This window comes from Pseudoflavonifractor phocaeensis (assembly GCF_021531815.1).
Classification (GTDB): domain Bacteria; phylum Bacillota; class Clostridia; order Oscillospirales; family Oscillospiraceae; genus Lawsonibacter; species Lawsonibacter phocaeensis_A.
This window is the reverse complement of sequence record NZ_JADYUM010000004.1, coordinates 67,746-86,928: the sequence shown is the minus strand read 5'-3', so window position 1 is coordinate 86,928 and position 19,183 is coordinate 67,746. Positions and strand designations below refer to the sequence as shown.

Genomic DNA, 19,183 nt, shown 5'->3' with positions numbered 1-19,183 from the left:
CCCTCTCCCCTGTTCCAAAACATATCTCCCCAAAATGAAACGCCCCAAAAGTGTTGCCAAGCTTTCTGGCACACTTCTGGGGCGCTTTTCTTATGCGATTTTCACTGTCTCAAAGAGTATGCTTTTAGGCACACGCTCAGTCTAAGAATTCGGATGCTTTTCCATAGCTCGTAATATATGCACCCTGCTGAGCTCGTGTTAAAGCCACATAGACTAGGCATTTTTCAGATGCAATGGACTCAGCCTCGGAAATAGCATCGGTTTTATTGATGGCAGAAGGAAGAGGTACGATTCTATTGTTCATTGCAACAACGAATACATACTTGAACTCCAATCCTTTTACGCGATGCATGGTAGCAATACGGATGCCATCAAAGCTTCGGTCATCACTCTTGTTGCGCTTGATTGCATAGCATCTAATACCGACCTTCGTAAATTGGGCAATGTAGTCTTCAACCAATTTCTTGGTACGTGCAACAACGCAAATATCATTCAACGCAACATCTGCAGCCCTAAGCTTCTTAATCTCTTCCTGCAAATACTCAAATTCTGCATTTGCGTCTTTGAAGTTTTCTATGACAGGCTTTTCGCCATGAGTCAAGGACTGACACTTATCTCCGAGATCTGTAGATTCATCAAGATCATCGAAAGAAATGCCATTCAACAGTGCAAAGGCATACTTTCTAATCTCCTCCGTAGTACGGTAATTGATCTTGAGAATACTACTCCGACCACGTACGTTAATTCCACATTTCGATAGCGTTGGATGGTTTCGGTAAATTCGCTGATGGGCATCGCCAACGATGAAAATATCGTTTGGACCTTCGTCCACCATAGATCTAATCAGTCGATAAGCATTGTCACTGAAGTCTTGTCCCTCATCGACAATTACATGCGCATATCGTCCCTTACCGGCGCCTGCAGCAAGAAGCTTGGAGCTCTCATACATCGCTGTGTTGATATCGCGAACTTGGCCTTCCTTCATAAGATTCTGATAGCATTCGAATACTTTCCAAACAAGCATTCTACGCTTTCGATCTAATCTGGTTCCTCTACCATTTCTTGTCGCCTTAATATACTTCTCAAGTGTAAGAGCTTCTTGCGCAATTACAACACGGTTCCATTCTTCTTCATAAAACGAAGTTTCAAACGGCAAATCAAGATTGGCAGCTAAGACGGCTTTTTCCCAGAGCGGTTCGATCACATCATCATAACCAATTTGCGCAGAAAAACCAGACTCCTTAAGGAACTGATTGACCCAGGCATCAAGGTGAATTACCTCAATTTTCCGGAGTTCCTCAACAGAACAAATCTTGCGCAAGTTCTCTCTGATATCAGCAGCTAGATTAGCAGTAAATGTAGTGAACAGTATTCTCTGCTGCCCACTAATCGCTGATGCGAGCTGCTTTGCTCTGTGCATGGCAACAACCGTCTTACCAGTTCCAGCTCCACCAAGAACACGAGCAGAACCAGAATAATTCTTAGACACAATTTTCCGCTGGGTAGGATGAAGGAAGACTCTCCACATCTCAAGAGGTTCAGCCATGATCCTTCGGAGCTCCTCTTCCCCTTCAACAACAACAAAACTCTTTTGTGTAGATGGGGCATCAAGCGCAGTCGCCAGATCTCCGGCAGCTGCCTGTCCCTGTTCCTCTGCTGCAAGTTCAAGCACCTCAGCCACAGAAAAACCTTCGACAATCCAGGATAGATACTCATAGGCATCTTGGGGCATTTTGCTCTTCGCTTCATGAAAAATGCTAGGATCAGTAAAACTGCGAACATACTCCAGTAGCTGCTCGGGTACACCCAAGTTCATCAGGTCCTCATTTGTTGCCTGTGCAAACAAGGACGGGGCAGCATCAGACACAACCGTTTCTACAACAGTTTGCACATCGAACACCTGAATAGCACCAGTTTTCGGGTTGACTTCACAGCGTTTCCGCTCTGCCCATTCATACGCACGATCATGATGATCCACCCAGAGCAAGAGATAGACTCCTGACTCCGGCTGACGAACTACGATCCCCCTATATGTGTCATCTATCCTAACAGAGTAGATCTTCTTATCTATACCCTTGGACAGCTTTTCATAATTAATGCCTGGAGACATAGGATCATTACGGAATTTGTTTACGAATTCTGTGACTCTACCTTGAATCTGTCTAGGCAAGCGAGCAAATGCCGTTAAGAAATCCGATGAAATTGCAACTTTGGTATTAGCGCTCACTGCTTGTCACCTCCAAATAGTGCTGTGGAATCAACAACATCAATCGCATTTACAATCTTCCAACCTAAAGCTTCGACAGTGTCTCTATCTTCGAGCTGTTCAGTGGTCATAAAGCCAATTTTCTTCTCCGACCACGCAATTTCGATCGTAGCTACGACCTCACCATCATCACCAGTCAGTTCATAACCAATGTCATCAGCTGCTGGGGCAGGAATGCCGAGACTCTTCACGACTTCAACAAAAGCTTTTGCCTCGTCATCAAAAAGAAGCTCAATAATCTCTGCCCAAGCATCATCAGCAGCTACCTGGATCTCCTCTGCCTGAGTTACAACAGGCAACGCAAGGTAATCCATTCGCTCCATGCCTGTATGAGCTACACCAACAAATGCTTTGGAAAACTGCATAACATTGAAAAACTGCCAGAAGCCATTCCATTCAAGTTCGTATTTATCAGTCCTTGCATCTTTTTCATCGTTCAGGACTGCACAAACTGCCACAGGTTTTCCAGACTTCAAATCCGTTGCGATAATACCTGCATGAATAGACAAATGAGCGTTCTGTGATCTTGGAACCCAGCTACCAAATGCGGTTCCCGGGAAAGCGAAGTCCACATCGGTAAAATGCGTTTGATCATTTACGGCACTTACAAGCTTGTCCCAACTGTTGAATGCCAGACTATTACTCATGAGCTTCGGATCCAGCAAGGAAAGTGAGTATGCATATGCATGGGCACTGAAAAGCTCCTCAGCATTTTCCGTCTTTAGGTAGGTCAGCAGCATATCGAACGGAGATGTCTTCGCCGGGTTGATGCTATCAGCGCCGACTTTCCGGATATAGCTCTGATACATTGCAGTACCATAAGGCATTTTCTCCGCAGTAAGTGTAGGCGTGGCGTTATCGCCTTGAGGTGCAAACACGCTTTGGACATCTTTATAACTTAAAGACCACACTCTGAAATTACCGCTTCTTCTGATGGATTCTCTCTTTATCGTATCGTCAGTAACGATATCCTTATGGTAAAGGTAACCATCAGTAAATACGGCTACAGGCAAATGATCGGGAGCAGACACAGGCCAGAACATGAAATCGGGTTTACAGGTATTCTTTACGCCCTCCTCCGGACCAAGCAAGACCTGAGGCTCAATTTCCCATGCCAAATTATCGAACTTGACATAGTAGCTATGCTTTCCATTTCGAATTGTGTCGCTTACGTTGGCTGCCCCTACTTTTGCTCTAATAGCTTCCATAAAGCGGAGTTCCAGTTCGCTATCAAACAAAGGATTAACAGGAATGTCGTTAATCTTGCTGATCTTCTGCAAATTGCCCTTGCCGGAAAGAATGGACTTGAGCAAACGAATGGCTGTTGTTCTTGAAATATTACCAATCTGCTGACTCTGTCGATATGCGTACAAGCAGTGATAGCAGCCATCCTTTTGAGCATCATCCTTACAAGAACAATTCTCCAGAACATGCAAGGCCCTTTCGAAGATGTCTACCAAGGCATCTTTTTCGTTCATGAGCTGCTTAAGGTATCCGGTGCCACCAGGCACAGAATCGTAAATCACCAAATACTGCTTTCGATAGTCTGCATCAGGCACAGGTACCTCGCTTACTGTAGCACGCAAATGATCGACGTTGCCAAAATACTCCTTCATACCAAGCATAAATGCAGCCACAAACGACTCCATCTTTGTCGAGGTCGTGTCCATAGTTGTCGCGGGTACCAAAAGCCGCAGGATTTCGGTATGGAATTCACGATAAAGGAACAGGTACTCTTCGAATGCATCACCCTGCAGCAGCGCCGGTTGTTTCCTGGTTTTGCATGCAAAGGCATGATTCGGTTTACCATGATCAGGTTGAATCTTTCCGCAATACTTGCAGATCTTGAAACCCTTTCTAACATCTTCAACACCGGAAACGGACAGCTTTTCACCGACCATGTCACTCTCGCCGAAGTTGATCTCTCTCAATGTGGCCTTACGGACAAATTCAAAACCGAACGGGAAATCTTGGTTGTCCATTCTATAAGCACTCGAGATGTCGTTATTCTCGTCAACATCAACCAGGAGTTGCTTACAATAGAAAACATTGGATCGATCATCACTCTCATCACTGATAAGACTCTTGGTGTAGTCCATATTGGAATAAACCATCTGAACCTTAAGCATCGTTCGAACCTGACCGGCATCAGCCCAAGCAGGACTACCGCACTGCGGACAAGCGGCAACATTTTCACCTGCTTTTTCAAGCTGTGCATGTGAGCAATTCGGACAAAGACGCCAACTTGCAGTTTGCGCAGTGGTAAGATCAACCTGATCTATCGTCAGTTTACGACCTCCGGCGTAAAAGCTGTTATTGGGCGCAAATTCACTGATCGCAGATGCTGCAGAACGGCTATACTCATAGACCATTTTTTCGAACTTTTTAGTTGCAGGTTCAGGTACAGAAGGATCGTCCTCTTTACGATACAAAACTGCACGCAGAATGATGCCCGCTTCAGGGAAAGCATAGTTCGGCAAGAGGCCCTCATCAGACAAGAAACTAAACGTATTCTTATTGGAAATCTCACGAAGAACATTCAACAACGCATTGTCTTCACTCTTAAGTTCCTTGATTTCCTCATCATAAGAGCTGTCTTTGGGCTTTGCTTCCAGTTCTTTGATCATGGCCTTCAGAGCATCTCTACTACTCTGTAGCGCTTTTTCCTGTTTCTTCAAATCCTCAAATGCATCAACAATTTTGACACACATGGGACTATCGCCGCCATCTTTACCACGCGCAAAAACTTGGAGCTCTTCCCTCGCACCGGAGTCAAGATATGCGGCAAACATTTGCATGAAGCTGTTAAGCTGGCGCGACAAAGTGCTTTGGACGTACTCCAAGAAGTTAAACGGGAACATATCCTTAGGGCGCGTATCCAGTTTTTTGAGAATCTGGCCTACTCTCTCCGGAATTGCTCCATCGGGGATTCCCTTCTTTACCCAGGAGTCCATACAGAAAGCCATAAACTGCCGCTCCAAAACCGCAGATGCACGCAAGAAGATTTTAGGCGGCGTGACATTGCCGGCAATCATGTCCAGCGGATCCGCATAGAAATAGAGGTCGTGTGGTCTTGCATTTGCGATGGCCAATGTTAGTGCATTACCATCCTTTCGACCAGCTCGACCAGCACGCTGCAAAAATTGGCTCTGTGCCGGTGGCATACTGCACAGAATGACAGTAGAGAGGTCGCCAATATCGATACCCATCTCCATGGTAGGGGTACACGAAAGCACATTTGGATCCCAGATGGCATGCGAATCCTTTCCGCGCTTAAAATCAATCTCTATCTTTTCACGATCCGGACGCTCCAACAGACCCGTATGCTCATGAGCATTTATGCGAGCAAGATCACCAGTGCTATAAAGACGACCATAATAATTAGTTTCAACATTTTCATCAGGCACGATAGTACCAGCACAGTTTGCTCTCTGGCACGATGCACCATTCCAGATCTCAGCATTCTCTGCAGATACAGAATAACTCGTACCGCATTTATCACAGCGCATCTGACGCACTTCTGCACTGATAAATACATGTTCCTTGTTCAAACCGTAAATCTTGTAATCGACAGAAGAAGGAACGACGGATACAACCCCTTGCTTAAGGGCCGCTTCTAAAATGAAACGACTAATTGTATAGTAGTTGCTTTCCTCAATCATGACTTCGTCACTGCAAGATGCAATCCAGCTTACATACTTTTCCGCAGCAGGAGAGTCATATTCAAAAGATCTTCTACCAGAGCCAACGTGTTCTGCAACAAATCTCGGCGTATTACGACCAGACTGACGACCTGGCAGCCAACGGTTTCTATCGCTGGAAAGCATGTAGCCGTTAAAATTGCTGAGAGTATACTCATCAAATACGGGATCCAAAAATGCGCCATTAATCCGCATGAGATACAGATATCCTAAAACCATTCGTTCAAAGGAACGCTTTGGTTCAGAGGTTAAAATGCCCAGCTCATTAACTGTGCGTTCTTGTACCAAATCGGCAATCTCACGGATCTCGTTGTTATCAAACGACAGAACTGAACAGCTAGACTTTTCAAGGGTTCGACCAATCTTTCCGGCTAAACCAAATTCCAGCAAAATTTCGTATTTCAGACGCTGCTCAATTTCATAAAGAAGGATCTCTGCTTGCTTTCCCTTCCCGAACTTACGATCCTTTACCATGTCCTCATAGGCATGTTTCCAGGTCATATTCGGTGCAATAAAGAAACTGACAAACTGCTCAACAGACATATTGGTGCGCCAGTATTCAATGAATCCGTTCTGGAAATCAGCGAGAGATTGGCCGTTCCCCTTTTCTTTGCAATACTTTTGAATGGCAGTACGAAGTCCAAAGCGCCAAGTGCGGGAATTAAAGAAACCGGCACGATGCGCAGCATCCTGGACATTGTCAGAAAACGCCAACGTCTTCTTATCGTCATTAAAACGAGATGCAAATAGCTGGGAAATGCTTGCACTAATCTCCGTAGCACTTCGTAGACCCATCAGGGAAAGGCCACGACGGCTGCCGCAGCATGGGCAAATGTACTGCTTGTGATCCTTAGATCCGGACACCTTGATTGGGTTAGGAATGAGAACATCAACCATCTCTGCTCCACAATCCGGACAGGATCCAGTCCCCTCTTCCCCTATTTTGACTTGTAGGCAATCAGGGCAAATACGACCAGGGATCATACCAGTCACATGCTCGTCGTGACTGTGCGGGAACAGCATGGCTATCTTATCGTCGGCTCTGAAATACAGGTTATAGAACGCATCCAAGTTTGTCATAGCTGCATTTCCGCGCTCGTTCAGCACGGAAACCCAACCAGTAATTCCGCAATCACGGCAGTTAACTACAGGTAGATACTGTTTTGCTTGGTGCTTGTTAAGATCATGTGCGATTTCATACGAAACGTCTTCCGCGTCAACCTTGGCTACGAGACGACGCAGCTCTCTCATCCAGAGCTGTACCTGCACATTGAGGAACGGGCGCAATTTGCCTACGGATCCGCTCCTAGCATGGGATACCAAAGCGAATAACGAATTAATGACTGCAGTCGGATCGGACACGGACTTCAACTGAGGATAGTGCACTTGCAGCTCTTCCGCGATCTTGGAAACCTGGTAGTAATTGCCACCGGTCAAATTGATCGTAGCCTGCATAAAGCTGTGATGCATTAACTGATGACCAAGGTCAATTCTTCCTTCATCGCTGCCAACATCACCTTTATACTCAGGAAACCATGCAGCAACAGCATCTGCAAGGTAAGCAGAAGGATCATCATCTACAGAATGACGCTCCAAGTCCTCCACCTGCTCAGCAGAAGGCATAGCAAACTCAGTTACCTCACAGCCCTCGAAGAACTCCTGTGCACTCAGTCGATCCTCCGTAATGATTGCATCCTTATCAAAGGGTTCACCAAAGATTTCAGCAGCATATTCGAGAATACTACCATTATTCTCCTTGGAACCCATTGTTGCAGATGTGCCAACGCAGCACAAATAGCCATCATAAATCCCGAGGCGACGCTTGAGGCGACGCAGCAAACATGCCAGATCGGTACCCTGAGCGCCATCAAAGGTATGTAATTCGTCAACTGCGATATACTTGAGAGTTTCGGGATCGTTGTCCTGCCAGAGCGTACTATCCTTCGGACGAACCAGGAGATAATCGAGCATTTTATAGTTGGTGAGCAGAATGTCCGGTGGATTATTCAGCATCGTTTCATGGTCAGTGATAACGCCATGTTCACTCATCATTCTGGCAGGTGTTTCATCCTGTCCACCCACATACATACCTACGGTAACATTGCTGCGAAGCTCGTTACTGCCATAGACCAGCTCAGCAATACGTTTAGCCTGGTCGGTAGCCAGAGCATTCATAGGATAAATGATGAGAGCTTTGATACCCCGCTCACCCCTATGCTGGTAGCAGTATTCAAGAATGGGATACAGGAAGCACTCAGTTTTACCAGAGCCGGTACCGGTTGCAACCAACGTAGATCTACCATCATTGCCAGTCAGTCGTTCAAACGCCTTCTGCTGATGAACATAAGGGAGGTACGCAGGGTGGATTGCCTCAAAACAAGTCGGCATCTCCTCAGCAACTCTGAATGGAAGGCGTACGGAAACATAGGGCTCATGATAAACTGAGTCCTTTGTATCAATCATATTCCGTACGGATCCCTTAAAAGGGAGATTTGTCATTGGGAACGTTGTTTCTATATAGTCCCCAATCCCCTTCTGTAGTTGTTTTGCGAGTATGGACGGTAACATACCTCGTACCTCCTTAGTTGTATCAATCCGGTTCAAATTTACTTGCAGAGACTTTTGGAACAGCATCAACAACAACGACTTTAGCTGGGTTCAAACCTGCTTCAAGCATCTGATTTCTCTTTTGCTCGACCTGCTGCACTCTGTAGCTGTTGCTTCCAGTATCAACAAGAATATAAAGCTTGTTCTGGGTGTTCTCTGCCTTGGCATACTCTTCGATTTGAACTTCCAAACCATGTACGCATTCCCGGTTGGATGTAAGCTTGACCTCTAGCACAGTTTTATCCGTGCCTCGGCTGACCTTAAAGTCAACCGGTCCACGACCACTATCAGTTTCCGGGCTGAAGTCCCAGTTGAACTTATCACAAAACATCTGGGCAACGCCATGGATCATTATTTGGATTAACTTCTCCGAAGGTTTTGCGCTATTACCATTGATTACAGTAGCACCTCGGTGAAATTCAACCCATGCCTTGAAGCTTTCAATGATTTCGAGCGATGCATCAAACGAGTTATCACTCTCGCTTGGTGGAATCTGGTAGGTACTTTTTAGTACTCCAGTGACATACTCAGGAGTTCTGAATACGTTGCACGCTTCCACCTCTTCCTCCTGATATGCATCAATGATTCTCCCCAACTTATCAGGATCCTTGAATACTTGCTCGCGTAAGTACTCTTTCCGAGCAGGTGAAGACATCCTTGTCCACTCAGAGCTGACCATTTCATTGATTTCGGCTCGGATAGCCTGATTCTCAGCACATACACGATCAATGTCATCCCAACAACGGGCAATCGGCAGTTCATGAATAATGCTTTCCGGTAGAAGTAATAAGAAGTACTTCTTATACGGGTTTTTAAGAAGCCCGTTTTTGAACCTATACTTCGGATGTGCTTCAGGAGTAATTCCGAGTTCCCTATAAACCCGCTGAGAATAAGCAACAATGTCAGGATAGATTATCCGAGCGATCATGTCACTTAGACGATCTGGACCGACGTTATCCTCAAAGAGGCTAATGAGTTGGAAGATTTCCGGTTGCTCACTGCCAGATTTGATAATTTCATATGCGTCTTTTATGATTTGACTTCGAAGACCAGGGCCAAACCCTGCACCATGCCGACCAGAAGAAAAGCCAAGATTAATTCCATTTACTTCTGAAAAATCAAATTTTTCATAAGCGGTTCTATAAAGCTTGCCCCCAGGCACTGCATTCTTAAGAAGCAATCCTATATCACGAAATCTACGATTGATTCTTTCATATGAACCAGCAAACTCTGGTTCGGTGCACTTTTGCAGACGCTTAACGTTGATAAAGAATGGACTGTCTTCATCCAATAAGACATCGAAAACCCCTACATCTCGAAGACGTTCTTTTGAAATATTGAATTCGGTTGAAAATAGAATTGCCATAAAGACCTACTTCCTGACCTAATCAGTCCTGCTTGTATTTCTCCTCAAAGAACTTCCACGCAGTTTCATAATCCTTTTCACGATCGCAGCGGTCGAAAGGAGCTACATACTCAATGGTGCGCTCAATCGGACCTTCAGGCATGGTATCATCTGTAAAGGTTCGACAGAACGTCTTGCCTGCTGGTGCATCTTTCATCCCACCTTCAAATTCAGCTCTTGTAAAACCTACACCCACCAAACCTCTGTTATTGGTAAAAACAATTCTGCCGTTTGCATCATACCATGTATCGGCTTCGTAAGATTGCAATACCGGAAACTGAATTCTATAGATTGTGATAAGTTGAGACAGGTTCATCCCTAATGCCATCGCAACAAGCACATCGAGTTCGACCATGGCCTGTCTTCTTTCAAAGTCAGATCTGAGCGGAGTATCCTTGTTCCACACATTACACAAGGAAACAAATCTATCCGAACCCAAGCGCTTGTCACGTTTTGCCCATGTCTCTTCTCTAAAATCATCAGACCATGCATTGGACCACAAATCCGCATATTTTTTAGTAAGACAGTTTAGGAGCAACGCCCTGAGGCTGATTGACACAGTTTGTTTCGTGCTCGTCAACAGTGGTAAACTCGCCAGCACATCAAAACGAACATGCCTTTTCTTTCTTACTCTGATAAAGAAATCATATGGAAGAGAAGCATTAATTCCTGCAAAGTGAATCAATTCTTCTCTGTTTTTGAAGGCTAAACCAAATACAGTATCAATATGAGCACTCTTCGGGGGGATTATTGCCGGTGCTAATGTACGTTCACTATCTGTCCCTACCATAAGTCGATAGAATAAGCGATACTCGTCCATGTACTTATTGCCCCATGTTGTGAACGGCGAACGGGAAGAATACTCATCCACACTGCAAGCAGGTCTATAGTTGCACCGCTGTTGATAGTCTTCTGGAATGCTTGTTAGGTCAATTGAATCATAATCGCTATTCAATTCACAAATTCTACGAGAGCCCTTAAACAAAGGATTTGCTACGCTGATATGAGGTCCGGAATATATCATATCAAGGGAATTCTCTGGTAAATGGACATCACGCGCTATGGTTCCTTTTAGCTGATCTTTCTTCTCTTCGAAGAGAACGGTATAAAAGATATTCTCATGAAGATCTTCTAGCGTGCTTGGTTGGTTATTGAAACACATCAAAACATCTACCAACTGTTTTGCATGTACTACCGGTAATCTTGCTGCCTTCCATTCGTTGCTATTATCAAATAACCTAGCAAATAATTGTAATTCTTTTTTCCCAACATTTATCACACGAGACGGATGACCACTGGTGTTCCATTGGCCATTATCATCTTTGATACCAGGTACAGTCTTGGTTTTAATATTTTCATAGCATTGCTCGATTGTGTGGACAGCAAATAAGTTTCCGATCGTTTCAAATGTCTGTGTTTCAACGTTGCTATAAACGTTCAAACTAAAAACTGTGCTATGATGTACTTCAGGGAACAGCTTAAGTTCATTTGCAAATTGGAAATGCTTTCTTAAGCGAGGATATAATTCTATCCGAAGCATATCACCTTTCGGATCATCGTAAACACTTTCTGGATGTATAAAGGCACTGATGCCTGTTGAGGCCCCAAAATACCACGCCTGAGGCAAAAAACACTTAAACAGATTTGTTTGCTGCCCTCTAAGCACATGATAGTTCTGGTCAGCATTTAAGAATGCTTGCATACCTCCAGTACCTTCAAACTCAGAAAAATATAGCGAGTAAGACGCTTGATCTTCTAATTCTCTTTCGCGTAAATTCGCTGTTTTAGTTGCGTTGTAGTTTTTTACGGCAAATAGAGGCTCTCTGTCTGCAAGGACAGACTGCTCATTCCACTCAACTTTTATCCATGGTGGATTACCGATAATCAAATCAAATCCACCACGCTCTGCAAACAGGTCAGCAAATTCAAGTTCCCAATGCATGAATTTATTATGATCGGCAATTTGAGCAGCAAGATCAAGTCTCGGGTTTTCCTTTCTAAGGCGCGGAATATCAACGATGGTATCAGTACCATAGGTATCAATGATATCCATTGCCAATTGCTCCATTTCGGTCGCCTCGAACAGCGACATCTGCCCCGCGTTAACATTCACCGATGCCATAGTTCCTTCAAGAATCAGCGACATATCAAACAGAAATTCGCTTCTTGTCGGCAGCAGTTCTGCCTTATCAATCGGCCAGAACCAGAGCGCACACCAATAGTCCATCGCGAACTTCAGTCTGGCATATGGACCGGCGTTTCTCATGTGTTCACTCTTATAGAGCTCACTGTAGATCTTATCCTTCTGCCGGATGGTCGTATGCGAATCGACAGCATCATCCGCATGGCCAAAAATGGATAATGTATCCTGAGTCTTTGCCCCTACCTCTTTGCGCAGCTTAATCTGCGCATCCCACAGATTGTCAATAGCTGCAGAAAGGCGCAACAAGGTAATGACATCATCATCGGTAATAGGCTCAATGAACTTCTTATTCCACTGAACCATCGCCTTGATGTTGTCAGGCTCCAAGGACTTTATGACTTTGTCCGTATAACTGCACATTCCAGGATCGCCAAGCAGGAAATGGTAGATCTGCTTACGACCGAACTTGTACCCCTTATCAGCTCTTGCGGTACCAAACGGAAGTCGTTCCGGCTCCATCTCGTACCAACGCATACCCTTGGAGGTTGCTTGAGCATTATCAATTCGGTACACTTGACGCCGCGCACCAATCAAGGAATTGCCATTTACAAGCTGGGTACCAAACCAGGGCACAAAGCCGCCCTCATAAATTGTATTCAGCCACAAGGAAACCTCAGCCAGTTCAACTGCAACAGGGTTCAGGTCAATACCATAAACATTACGGTCAGCAATGAACATCTTGACCTTCTGCAGCTCGTTGAATCGGTCTTCATAACCAATAATCTCGCCGGTCTCTTGTTCCTTACGAGAAATATAGGCTTCGGCCAGCTGATTAATAGCTTCATTCAAGAACGCTGCGCTACCCATGGCGGGCTCGCAGATTGTCAGCTGAAGGATGTCATCTGCCGTCTTCTCTTGCAGCAACTCCTTCAGGGCGTACTTAACCAGACACTTCGTCAAAACCTCCGGCGTATAGTAAGACGCAGACTTTTCGCGCTCGCGTCCAGCCAGACGGTAAATGAAAGTGCCTTTTTCATACATACGGAGCTTGCCCTTCTTCTCACCGTGCTCATATCGGACACGCTCATCCTCGGTGTACTGGTCAAGCTCAGATTCAGAAACAAAATAGCCAACATCCAGCTCGTTGAAGCTATCGCCAGCACGCTTAACTTCATACAAGTCGTGCTCTGCAATAAATCCACGATAAGAAAGCAGGGCCTCATAGACTGCGCCCATCTGGTTGATACCCAGATTCGCATAAGAAATACGACCACGGCGTCCGTTCTTCTTTCCGGTTGCTCTGGTAAGGCTCATCAGATCAATGATACGCAGCATGCAGCTATTGCGTAGCTTTGCGCAGGTAATCATCTTCGTATACTCAGGATCGAAGATATGGGCCTTCAGAGGTGCAATGAGGAACATATCGTGAAGGCTATCAGATCCCACTGCAGCCTTGAGCTCTTCTTCAGTCTTAGGGTATCCGTCATAGATCAGATCATAGAGCTTAGCCAGGGTCTCGTGTAAGTAATAACCATCGCCGACTTCGTCTACATCATCACGGATATTGTCAGCAATGTCCCGCAAGCTTTCCAACGAATAAGCCGAATAATAGCTCTGAGCCTTAATCGGAGCATATCCTAGTTCCGGACGAGACTCGATGAAGAGCACGAACAGCATACGGTACATATACCGCAGGCACTCCAGTGTTAACTGGTTCGCGTCAACTGGATCCGTGTCAAAATCTCGCTTCAAACGCGTGGCCATGTCATATAGCACCTCGTTGCCCAGCAATTCAATGCTTTCACGCAGTGCATATTTCAAGTCCTGAGAGACACCGGATGCGTTTCTCTGACTGTGCTCATCCAGCTCATCCAGCAAGATTTTGCCATCATCAGGACACAGAGAGTCCTTATGCAGTAAAACTGCCACAGCCTGAAGGGTGGAATTCTCCAATCGGGAGAAAACAGTCTCCAAGTCAAATTCTAAGTACCTTTTCTCATTCCACTTGTTTCGGTCAATCAGCGCGATCTGATTCATACCAATAAACATGATGAAACGAGGAGGTTCTGCAGATGCGAAGAGGGCTTTTGTAGCCAAGTCTTCGTTGGTCAACTGGCTCATGATACCTGCCTGCAGCGCACCGGTATCATCTTCACCGACAAGCGTGCTGTCAAAGGCCTGGCTCTCCAGAATACCAACATCAGTATCCTTGGATGCAGACAGGATTACCCAGAGCAATGGTGCGCCATTGCTCTTATTAATTTCCAGATAAACAGGAGCCACAAGAGTGTCATCAATCGCAACATTCTCAGGCTTTGCTTCAGGATACCCCAGAGAAGAAAGATACAGGTCAGCAAGATTGCGAACACTGTTCAGATACTGCATGTTGACCGAAGATCTAAGGAACCGGTCATGTGCAGCATAGAATTGTCGTGCATTTTGGCGCAGCATCGACCAAGGGGTCTTTATTTCCTCAGACTCCTTAGCTGCGGCATTCCAAACGCCAATTGACTCGTTAGCATTCTCCTCGAACAGTGTCGAGAAATAATGATTGGTATAGTATTCGTTTTTATTGAAGATACCCGTCAAATCCATGCTCATTGTGATACCCCCATAAGCACTGCAATGATCCGGATATAAGGATTATTCTGAATTGTAAGAGTATCCTTAACCCAATTAGTAAACTGATCGAACAACTCAGTGACTCTGCGCTCCTGTTCATGAAGCTTTCGCTCATGCTCAAACAGTGTCATCTGGTAGTATTCATGATGCTTCTCCTGCAGTTCAATCAACTTGTCAACTTCCTCATCCAGAAGCGGATTCATCTCTTCCTGATATCTGGTATAATGCTCGTCCATATGGCTTTTGGCGCAAGTAACAACATCCTCAAGCAGAGCACCTGCAGCTGCCAAATCAGCATCCCCAATACAGTTCGTGTTAGGGATATTAGTACTGCCAATACCGGTCTTCTGGATGACATCATTCATAGAAAGGACTCTGACAAATTTGCCATCTTGATACAGGAGGCCAAACCATTCATCTACCAGAGGTGTAGACTTCAGGTTAGGCATGCTACCCGAAACAATATAGATGCTCTCACCGGCCTCAAGCTTACCAGGCAAGCCAACAACAGGCGCTTCACCACGCTTAACAAGTAATCCAGCCTTATCATTCACCCATGAAAGCACCGGATGCAGAGGCCAAAGGTACTGCGTAGAAGGCCATGCGGTCTCATCCATGTTTTTCTGCATACTGTTCCGCATCTGCTCCATACAGAATTCCTTGTCATCAGACACACGCAAAGTTTCCCCCTGCGTTAATGCTTCCTCAGGAACAATTGCTCTTAGTCTGCGAATCATTTCCGGCGTCAACTTAATATCAAGTCCGGAAACAGTCTTCAAGCGCTCTACAGGATAGTTTTCGGTCTGGTTCAAATATGTAAGCGCCTGATAGAGATATTCCATATCAGAGAACAGCGTGTCATTGGAAACAATCTCCGACTGAGTGCTCTTTTCCTCAGCCGCCTTCCCCGCTTCTGCCATAATTGCTTCAAACGGGTCGAATTCATCTTCCCCACTGCTCATCAGGTTCTCAAATGCAACCTCGTCGGAACCATTTTCAATTGCGTCAGAAACAATCAGTTCTTCCTCTTCAATATTAAACTTACCAAAGAGCATTGCTGGATCTCCGATATTCTTCAGAGCCTGCTCTTCCTTCGTAACGAGTATCTCAATGATTCGCATATCACCCTTGATCTTCTCATTCATGCTCTCAATGAGCATATAACGAATATCAGGGCGCAGCTGCTGACCGTAACGATCGATACGACCGTTACGCTGCTGGAATACCATCAAGGACCAGGGAATATCGAAATGAATCAACCGGTGGCTTAAATAGTGGAGGTTCAAACCTTCAGACGCAACATCAGAAGCAACAAGAACTCTAACAGGAGATTCTGTTCTACCAAAGTCTTCAACAATCTTCTGCTGCTCTGCATCACTCATACCACCGGAAATCTCCTGGATAGCATTTGCCTTCAGTCCAGTGTCCTTGCGCAGATGCTCAGCAAGATACTTCATGGTCTCGATGCGCTCAGTGAAGATAACAATACGATCGCCGGTGTCCTTGGGGTTCCATCCGTACTCCTGACTGCGCAGCAAGGACAGCAGCTTCTGATAACGCGTAAAATCCTCCGGGGCAATCTCTTCCAATGCACTCTTAAGTGCTTCAAGCTGACGAATATCCTTGATATCATCAGCGCTGTACTTTTTATAGAGCTTCTTAAGTCTAGCCTCAATACTTTTAATACATGCTGCAGGACTGGAGAACAGGGACTTTTCCAAGCTGGTCTTAAACAGCTGACCAGTACCTCGAGCTTTAGAAAGATCCATCTCCAGCTGCATATCAGCAAACACATTAAAGGCGCGTTCTTCATTGGCAGAAGCCCGACAACGCTCCAAAGTGATTTTACGCTCCAAGAAGGATCCGCTGACCTGATTCTTAACATCTTTCTTGAAACGACGAATGCAAAGGCCCTTAATATCTTCTGGTGTGTAATTCTGAGGATCCGCAATAGCAGTCGGATCCAGCATATTCATAAGAGAAGCAAAGCTCTTCGCTCTGCCATCATGAGGAGTGGCAGAGAGCATAATCATCGTGTCGCTTCGATCCGCCAGCAGCTTGGCTAGTCTGGAACGCTGTGCCTGATGATCTCCTCGCTCAGCTACGTTCTGAGCCTCATCAATTACGATAATATCCCAATAGGCATGCTCCAAATGTGTCCTGTATTCGACATCGCGCTTCAGCGTATCAATAGAAACGATGGTCTTATCATAGTAGAAAAACGGATTATAATTCGAAGGCAACTTCGCGCGAATGTCCTGAATCCGCTTAGAGTCCAACCGCACGAGAGGAATCGTAAAACGGTTCCACATTTCCTTCTGGAACTGAGTCATCATGCTCTTAACAGTAACAACAAGAATGCGTTTACCTTTGCCACGTGCGATGAGCTCAGACATCAGAATACCTGCTTCAAGGGTTTTACCCAAGCCGACAGTATCAGCGATCAGAATTCGCTGGCGAGGACGCTGGAGCGAGAGTTTTGCAGGATCCAGCTGGTATGGCATTAAATCCATAGCAGCCCGATGACCTATGTGCAGATTGGCATCTGTAGGGATCTGCTGACGCCACTGACTCTCCAGGTAAAGAAGGGTCTTTTTATAGAACGGAGATTTATCCGCTACCAGACGAACCTCTGCCGGATTAACAATCTGAATATCTTCCAAATCGCTTAAAAAGGTTGCTTCTTTATCCTTAACTAACGGAGAGATGCCAACGCAATATAATGCCTTGTTTCCAAGGCTGTTTGTCTCGATTTTTTTGACCATCCATTCTTCATCTCGAATGATGGTACGCATACCAGGAGCAAATTTTACCATACTTACTCTCCTTGAAAGCTTGCTAAAAAGGCTTCTTATTTCTGTGTAGAATTGTCAGGTAAGAATTCCATTACATCGCCAATATCGACATTCAGAGCGCTGCAAATCCTATTAAGCACTGCCAGCGATACTTCTTCATCCTTACGCAATCTCGTCATCGTGTTAGGTGCAATACCTACCTCTTTCCGCAGATCAGAGGAACTCATTTTTTTATCTATTAACAGCTTCCAGAGTTTGTTGTATGAAATCGTCAAACAAACCAGCCTCCTTCTACAGCATTTGAGACTATTATACTCCTCTCGTGTACTTTCGGCAACCGATAATCGCAACTTATTGCGATAAAAGAGAGGTGTGACAGTGCCACACCTCTCTTTTATCGCATTCCTGAGTCATTTTCAGTATTAACCGAGCCCTTTTCTCGAACACAGTGAGCAAACGCCTCTGTTGACTCCATCGCTACCGCCATATGATGACATTTGATTGTCGCGCTTAATCTCACCGCACACCTTACATTGGATCCATCTTCGTCCGTAGCGATCGGTCGTCCATGCCGTTGAATCCGGATTAAACGATGCTTTCACTTCAAGATAAGCATTCTCAAGTTCCTGGGGTGTAGGGTCTTTCGGTTTCTCACTTTTTACAGAGGGTGTAAAGTGCGTTTGCATTGCAGCAATACGCTTTTCCCTTTCAACTCTTTGGGCCTCAATTACTGCTTCGCGGCGTTGAATATCAGCTTCATTGGCAAGACGGATTTTTTCAATATCAGCTTTACGTTCTGTCTCAGATCTTTTGAAATCATCTTTACTCTGAATACCGGCAGCTGCAATGCAAAGGCATCCAGGCGCTTCTGCAAGATTAAAACGACAGTACGCACAATCAGCGTATCGGGCTGAGAACTTTCCTTTATACTTCCCAATTGAAATTGGACACAAGTATCCAAGCCCATGTTCAGGTGGTGTAACGGCCATACTGCGATATCGATCTCTCCACTGCTCTTCTAGCCTACTGAATACCCAATACGCTTGATCGCCTGCAGTGATGATCTTTCCAAGTTGCTCAGGGCTAAAGCTATCATCGTCAATTTTCGGCATATGATACATCATGAGTGCATATCCCTCACGTTTCGCCTCTGCTGCCAGCATCGCTTTATCATCTTCATCATAATAGTGTCCGAAATCCAGGATGATTCTGAGCTTGCTTCCGCTTGTGGTAATAAGCAGCATGGGTGGGTAAGCCAGTTCTTTGCACTCATAGCTCACCTCTTCGATTGCCATTGTTCTTCCCTGTTGAATGATTTCAGGTTTTGTCCAAACTGGGAAATACAAGGTGACTGGCGGCAAACGAATTACATTCTGGTTCCTAATAGCCTCAGCAAATCCCATATACACGGCCACTTCACCGGCATACATGCATTCATAGTTTGATACATGGGCAAAATGGTGCTTCCTCTGGGATCCCTTTCTTGCCTCAAATGCTTCTCCGCATAAAGCACACTTACAATTACACTTTGCTCCACTCGACACTTGAGAAATGTGCTGGAGGGCTCCAGTATTCTTATCAATGCCAAAATAAATATGGCTTGCAGATCGCTTTTTTACGTTCTTCTCCATGGAGCACCTCCAG

General features: G+C 45.3%; 7 protein-coding genes. All 7 read right to left on the bottom strand.

Annotated features, from left to right (window positions below; genetic code table 11):
* Window positions 1–136 precede the first annotated feature (136 nt).
* Window positions 137–2,227: a UvrD-helicase domain-containing protein gene (locus I6E42_RS03670; protein ID WP_235370580.1), complete on the bottom strand. Its 2,091-nt coding sequence runs from the start codon at window positions 2,225–2,227 to the stop codon at window positions 137–139.
* Window positions 2,224–8,535, bottom strand: a complete 6,312-nt coding sequence (locus I6E42_RS03665) for a DEAD/DEAH box helicase (protein ID WP_235370579.1) — start codon at window positions 8,533–8,535, stop codon at window positions 2,224–2,226. Before I6E42_RS03665 ends, I6E42_RS03670 begins: the two co-directional genes overlap by 4 nt.
* Window positions 8,536–8,557: 22 nt before the next feature.
* Entirely contained in the window at window positions 8,558–9,940 is a 1,383-nt protein-coding gene (locus I6E42_RS03660; protein ID WP_235370578.1) for a hypothetical protein, read from the bottom strand.
* Between the two features lie 22 nt (window positions 9,941–9,962).
* Window positions 9,963–14,723, bottom strand: coding sequence for an Eco57I restriction-modification methylase domain-containing protein (locus tag I6E42_RS03655; RefSeq protein ID WP_235370577.1), 4,761 nt, complete (start codon window positions 14,721–14,723; stop codon window positions 9,963–9,965).
* Window positions 14,720–17,560 (bottom strand): DEAD/DEAH box helicase, encoded by a 2,841-nt coding sequence (locus I6E42_RS03650; RefSeq protein ID WP_235370576.1) that lies wholly within the window; start codon window positions 17,558–17,560, stop codon window positions 14,720–14,722. Before I6E42_RS03650 ends, I6E42_RS03655 begins: the two co-directional genes overlap by 4 nt.
* A gap of 35 nt (window positions 17,561–17,595) precedes the next feature.
* The gene (locus I6E42_RS03645) at window positions 17,596–17,814 is read right to left on the bottom strand and encodes a helix-turn-helix domain-containing protein (protein ID WP_235370575.1); all 219 of its coding nucleotides are present in this window, start codon (window positions 17,812–17,814) and stop codon (window positions 17,596–17,598) included.
* Window positions 17,815–17,961: 147 nt separating this feature from the next.
* The gene (locus I6E42_RS03640; protein ID WP_235370574.1) at window positions 17,962–19,170 is read right to left on the bottom strand and encodes a hypothetical protein; all 1,209 of its coding nucleotides are present in this window, start codon (window positions 19,168–19,170) and stop codon (window positions 17,962–17,964) included.
* Window positions 19,171–19,183 lie beyond the last annotated feature (13 nt).

What these genes read in the sequence shown, in the direction of transcription:
- I6E42_RS03665 (WP_235370579.1), bottom strand. Translation starts at nt 8,535, where the DNA reads ATGTTACCGTCCATACTCGCAAAACAACTACAGAAGGGGATTGGGGAC.
- I6E42_RS03660 (WP_235370578.1), bottom strand. Translation starts at nt 9,940, where the DNA reads ATGGCAATTCTATTTTCAACCGAATTCAATATTTCAAAAGAACGTCTT.
- I6E42_RS03655 (WP_235370577.1), bottom strand. Translation starts at nt 14,723, where the DNA reads ATGAGCATGGATTTGACGGGTATCTTCAATAAAAACGAATACTATACC.
- I6E42_RS03650 (WP_235370576.1), bottom strand. Translation starts at nt 17,560, where the DNA reads ATGGTAAAATTTGCTCCTGGTATGCGTACCATCATTCGAGATGAAGAA.
- I6E42_RS03640 (WP_235370574.1), bottom strand. Translation starts at nt 19,170, where the DNA reads ATGGAGAAGAACGTAAAAAAGCGATCTGCAAGCCATATTTATTTTGGC.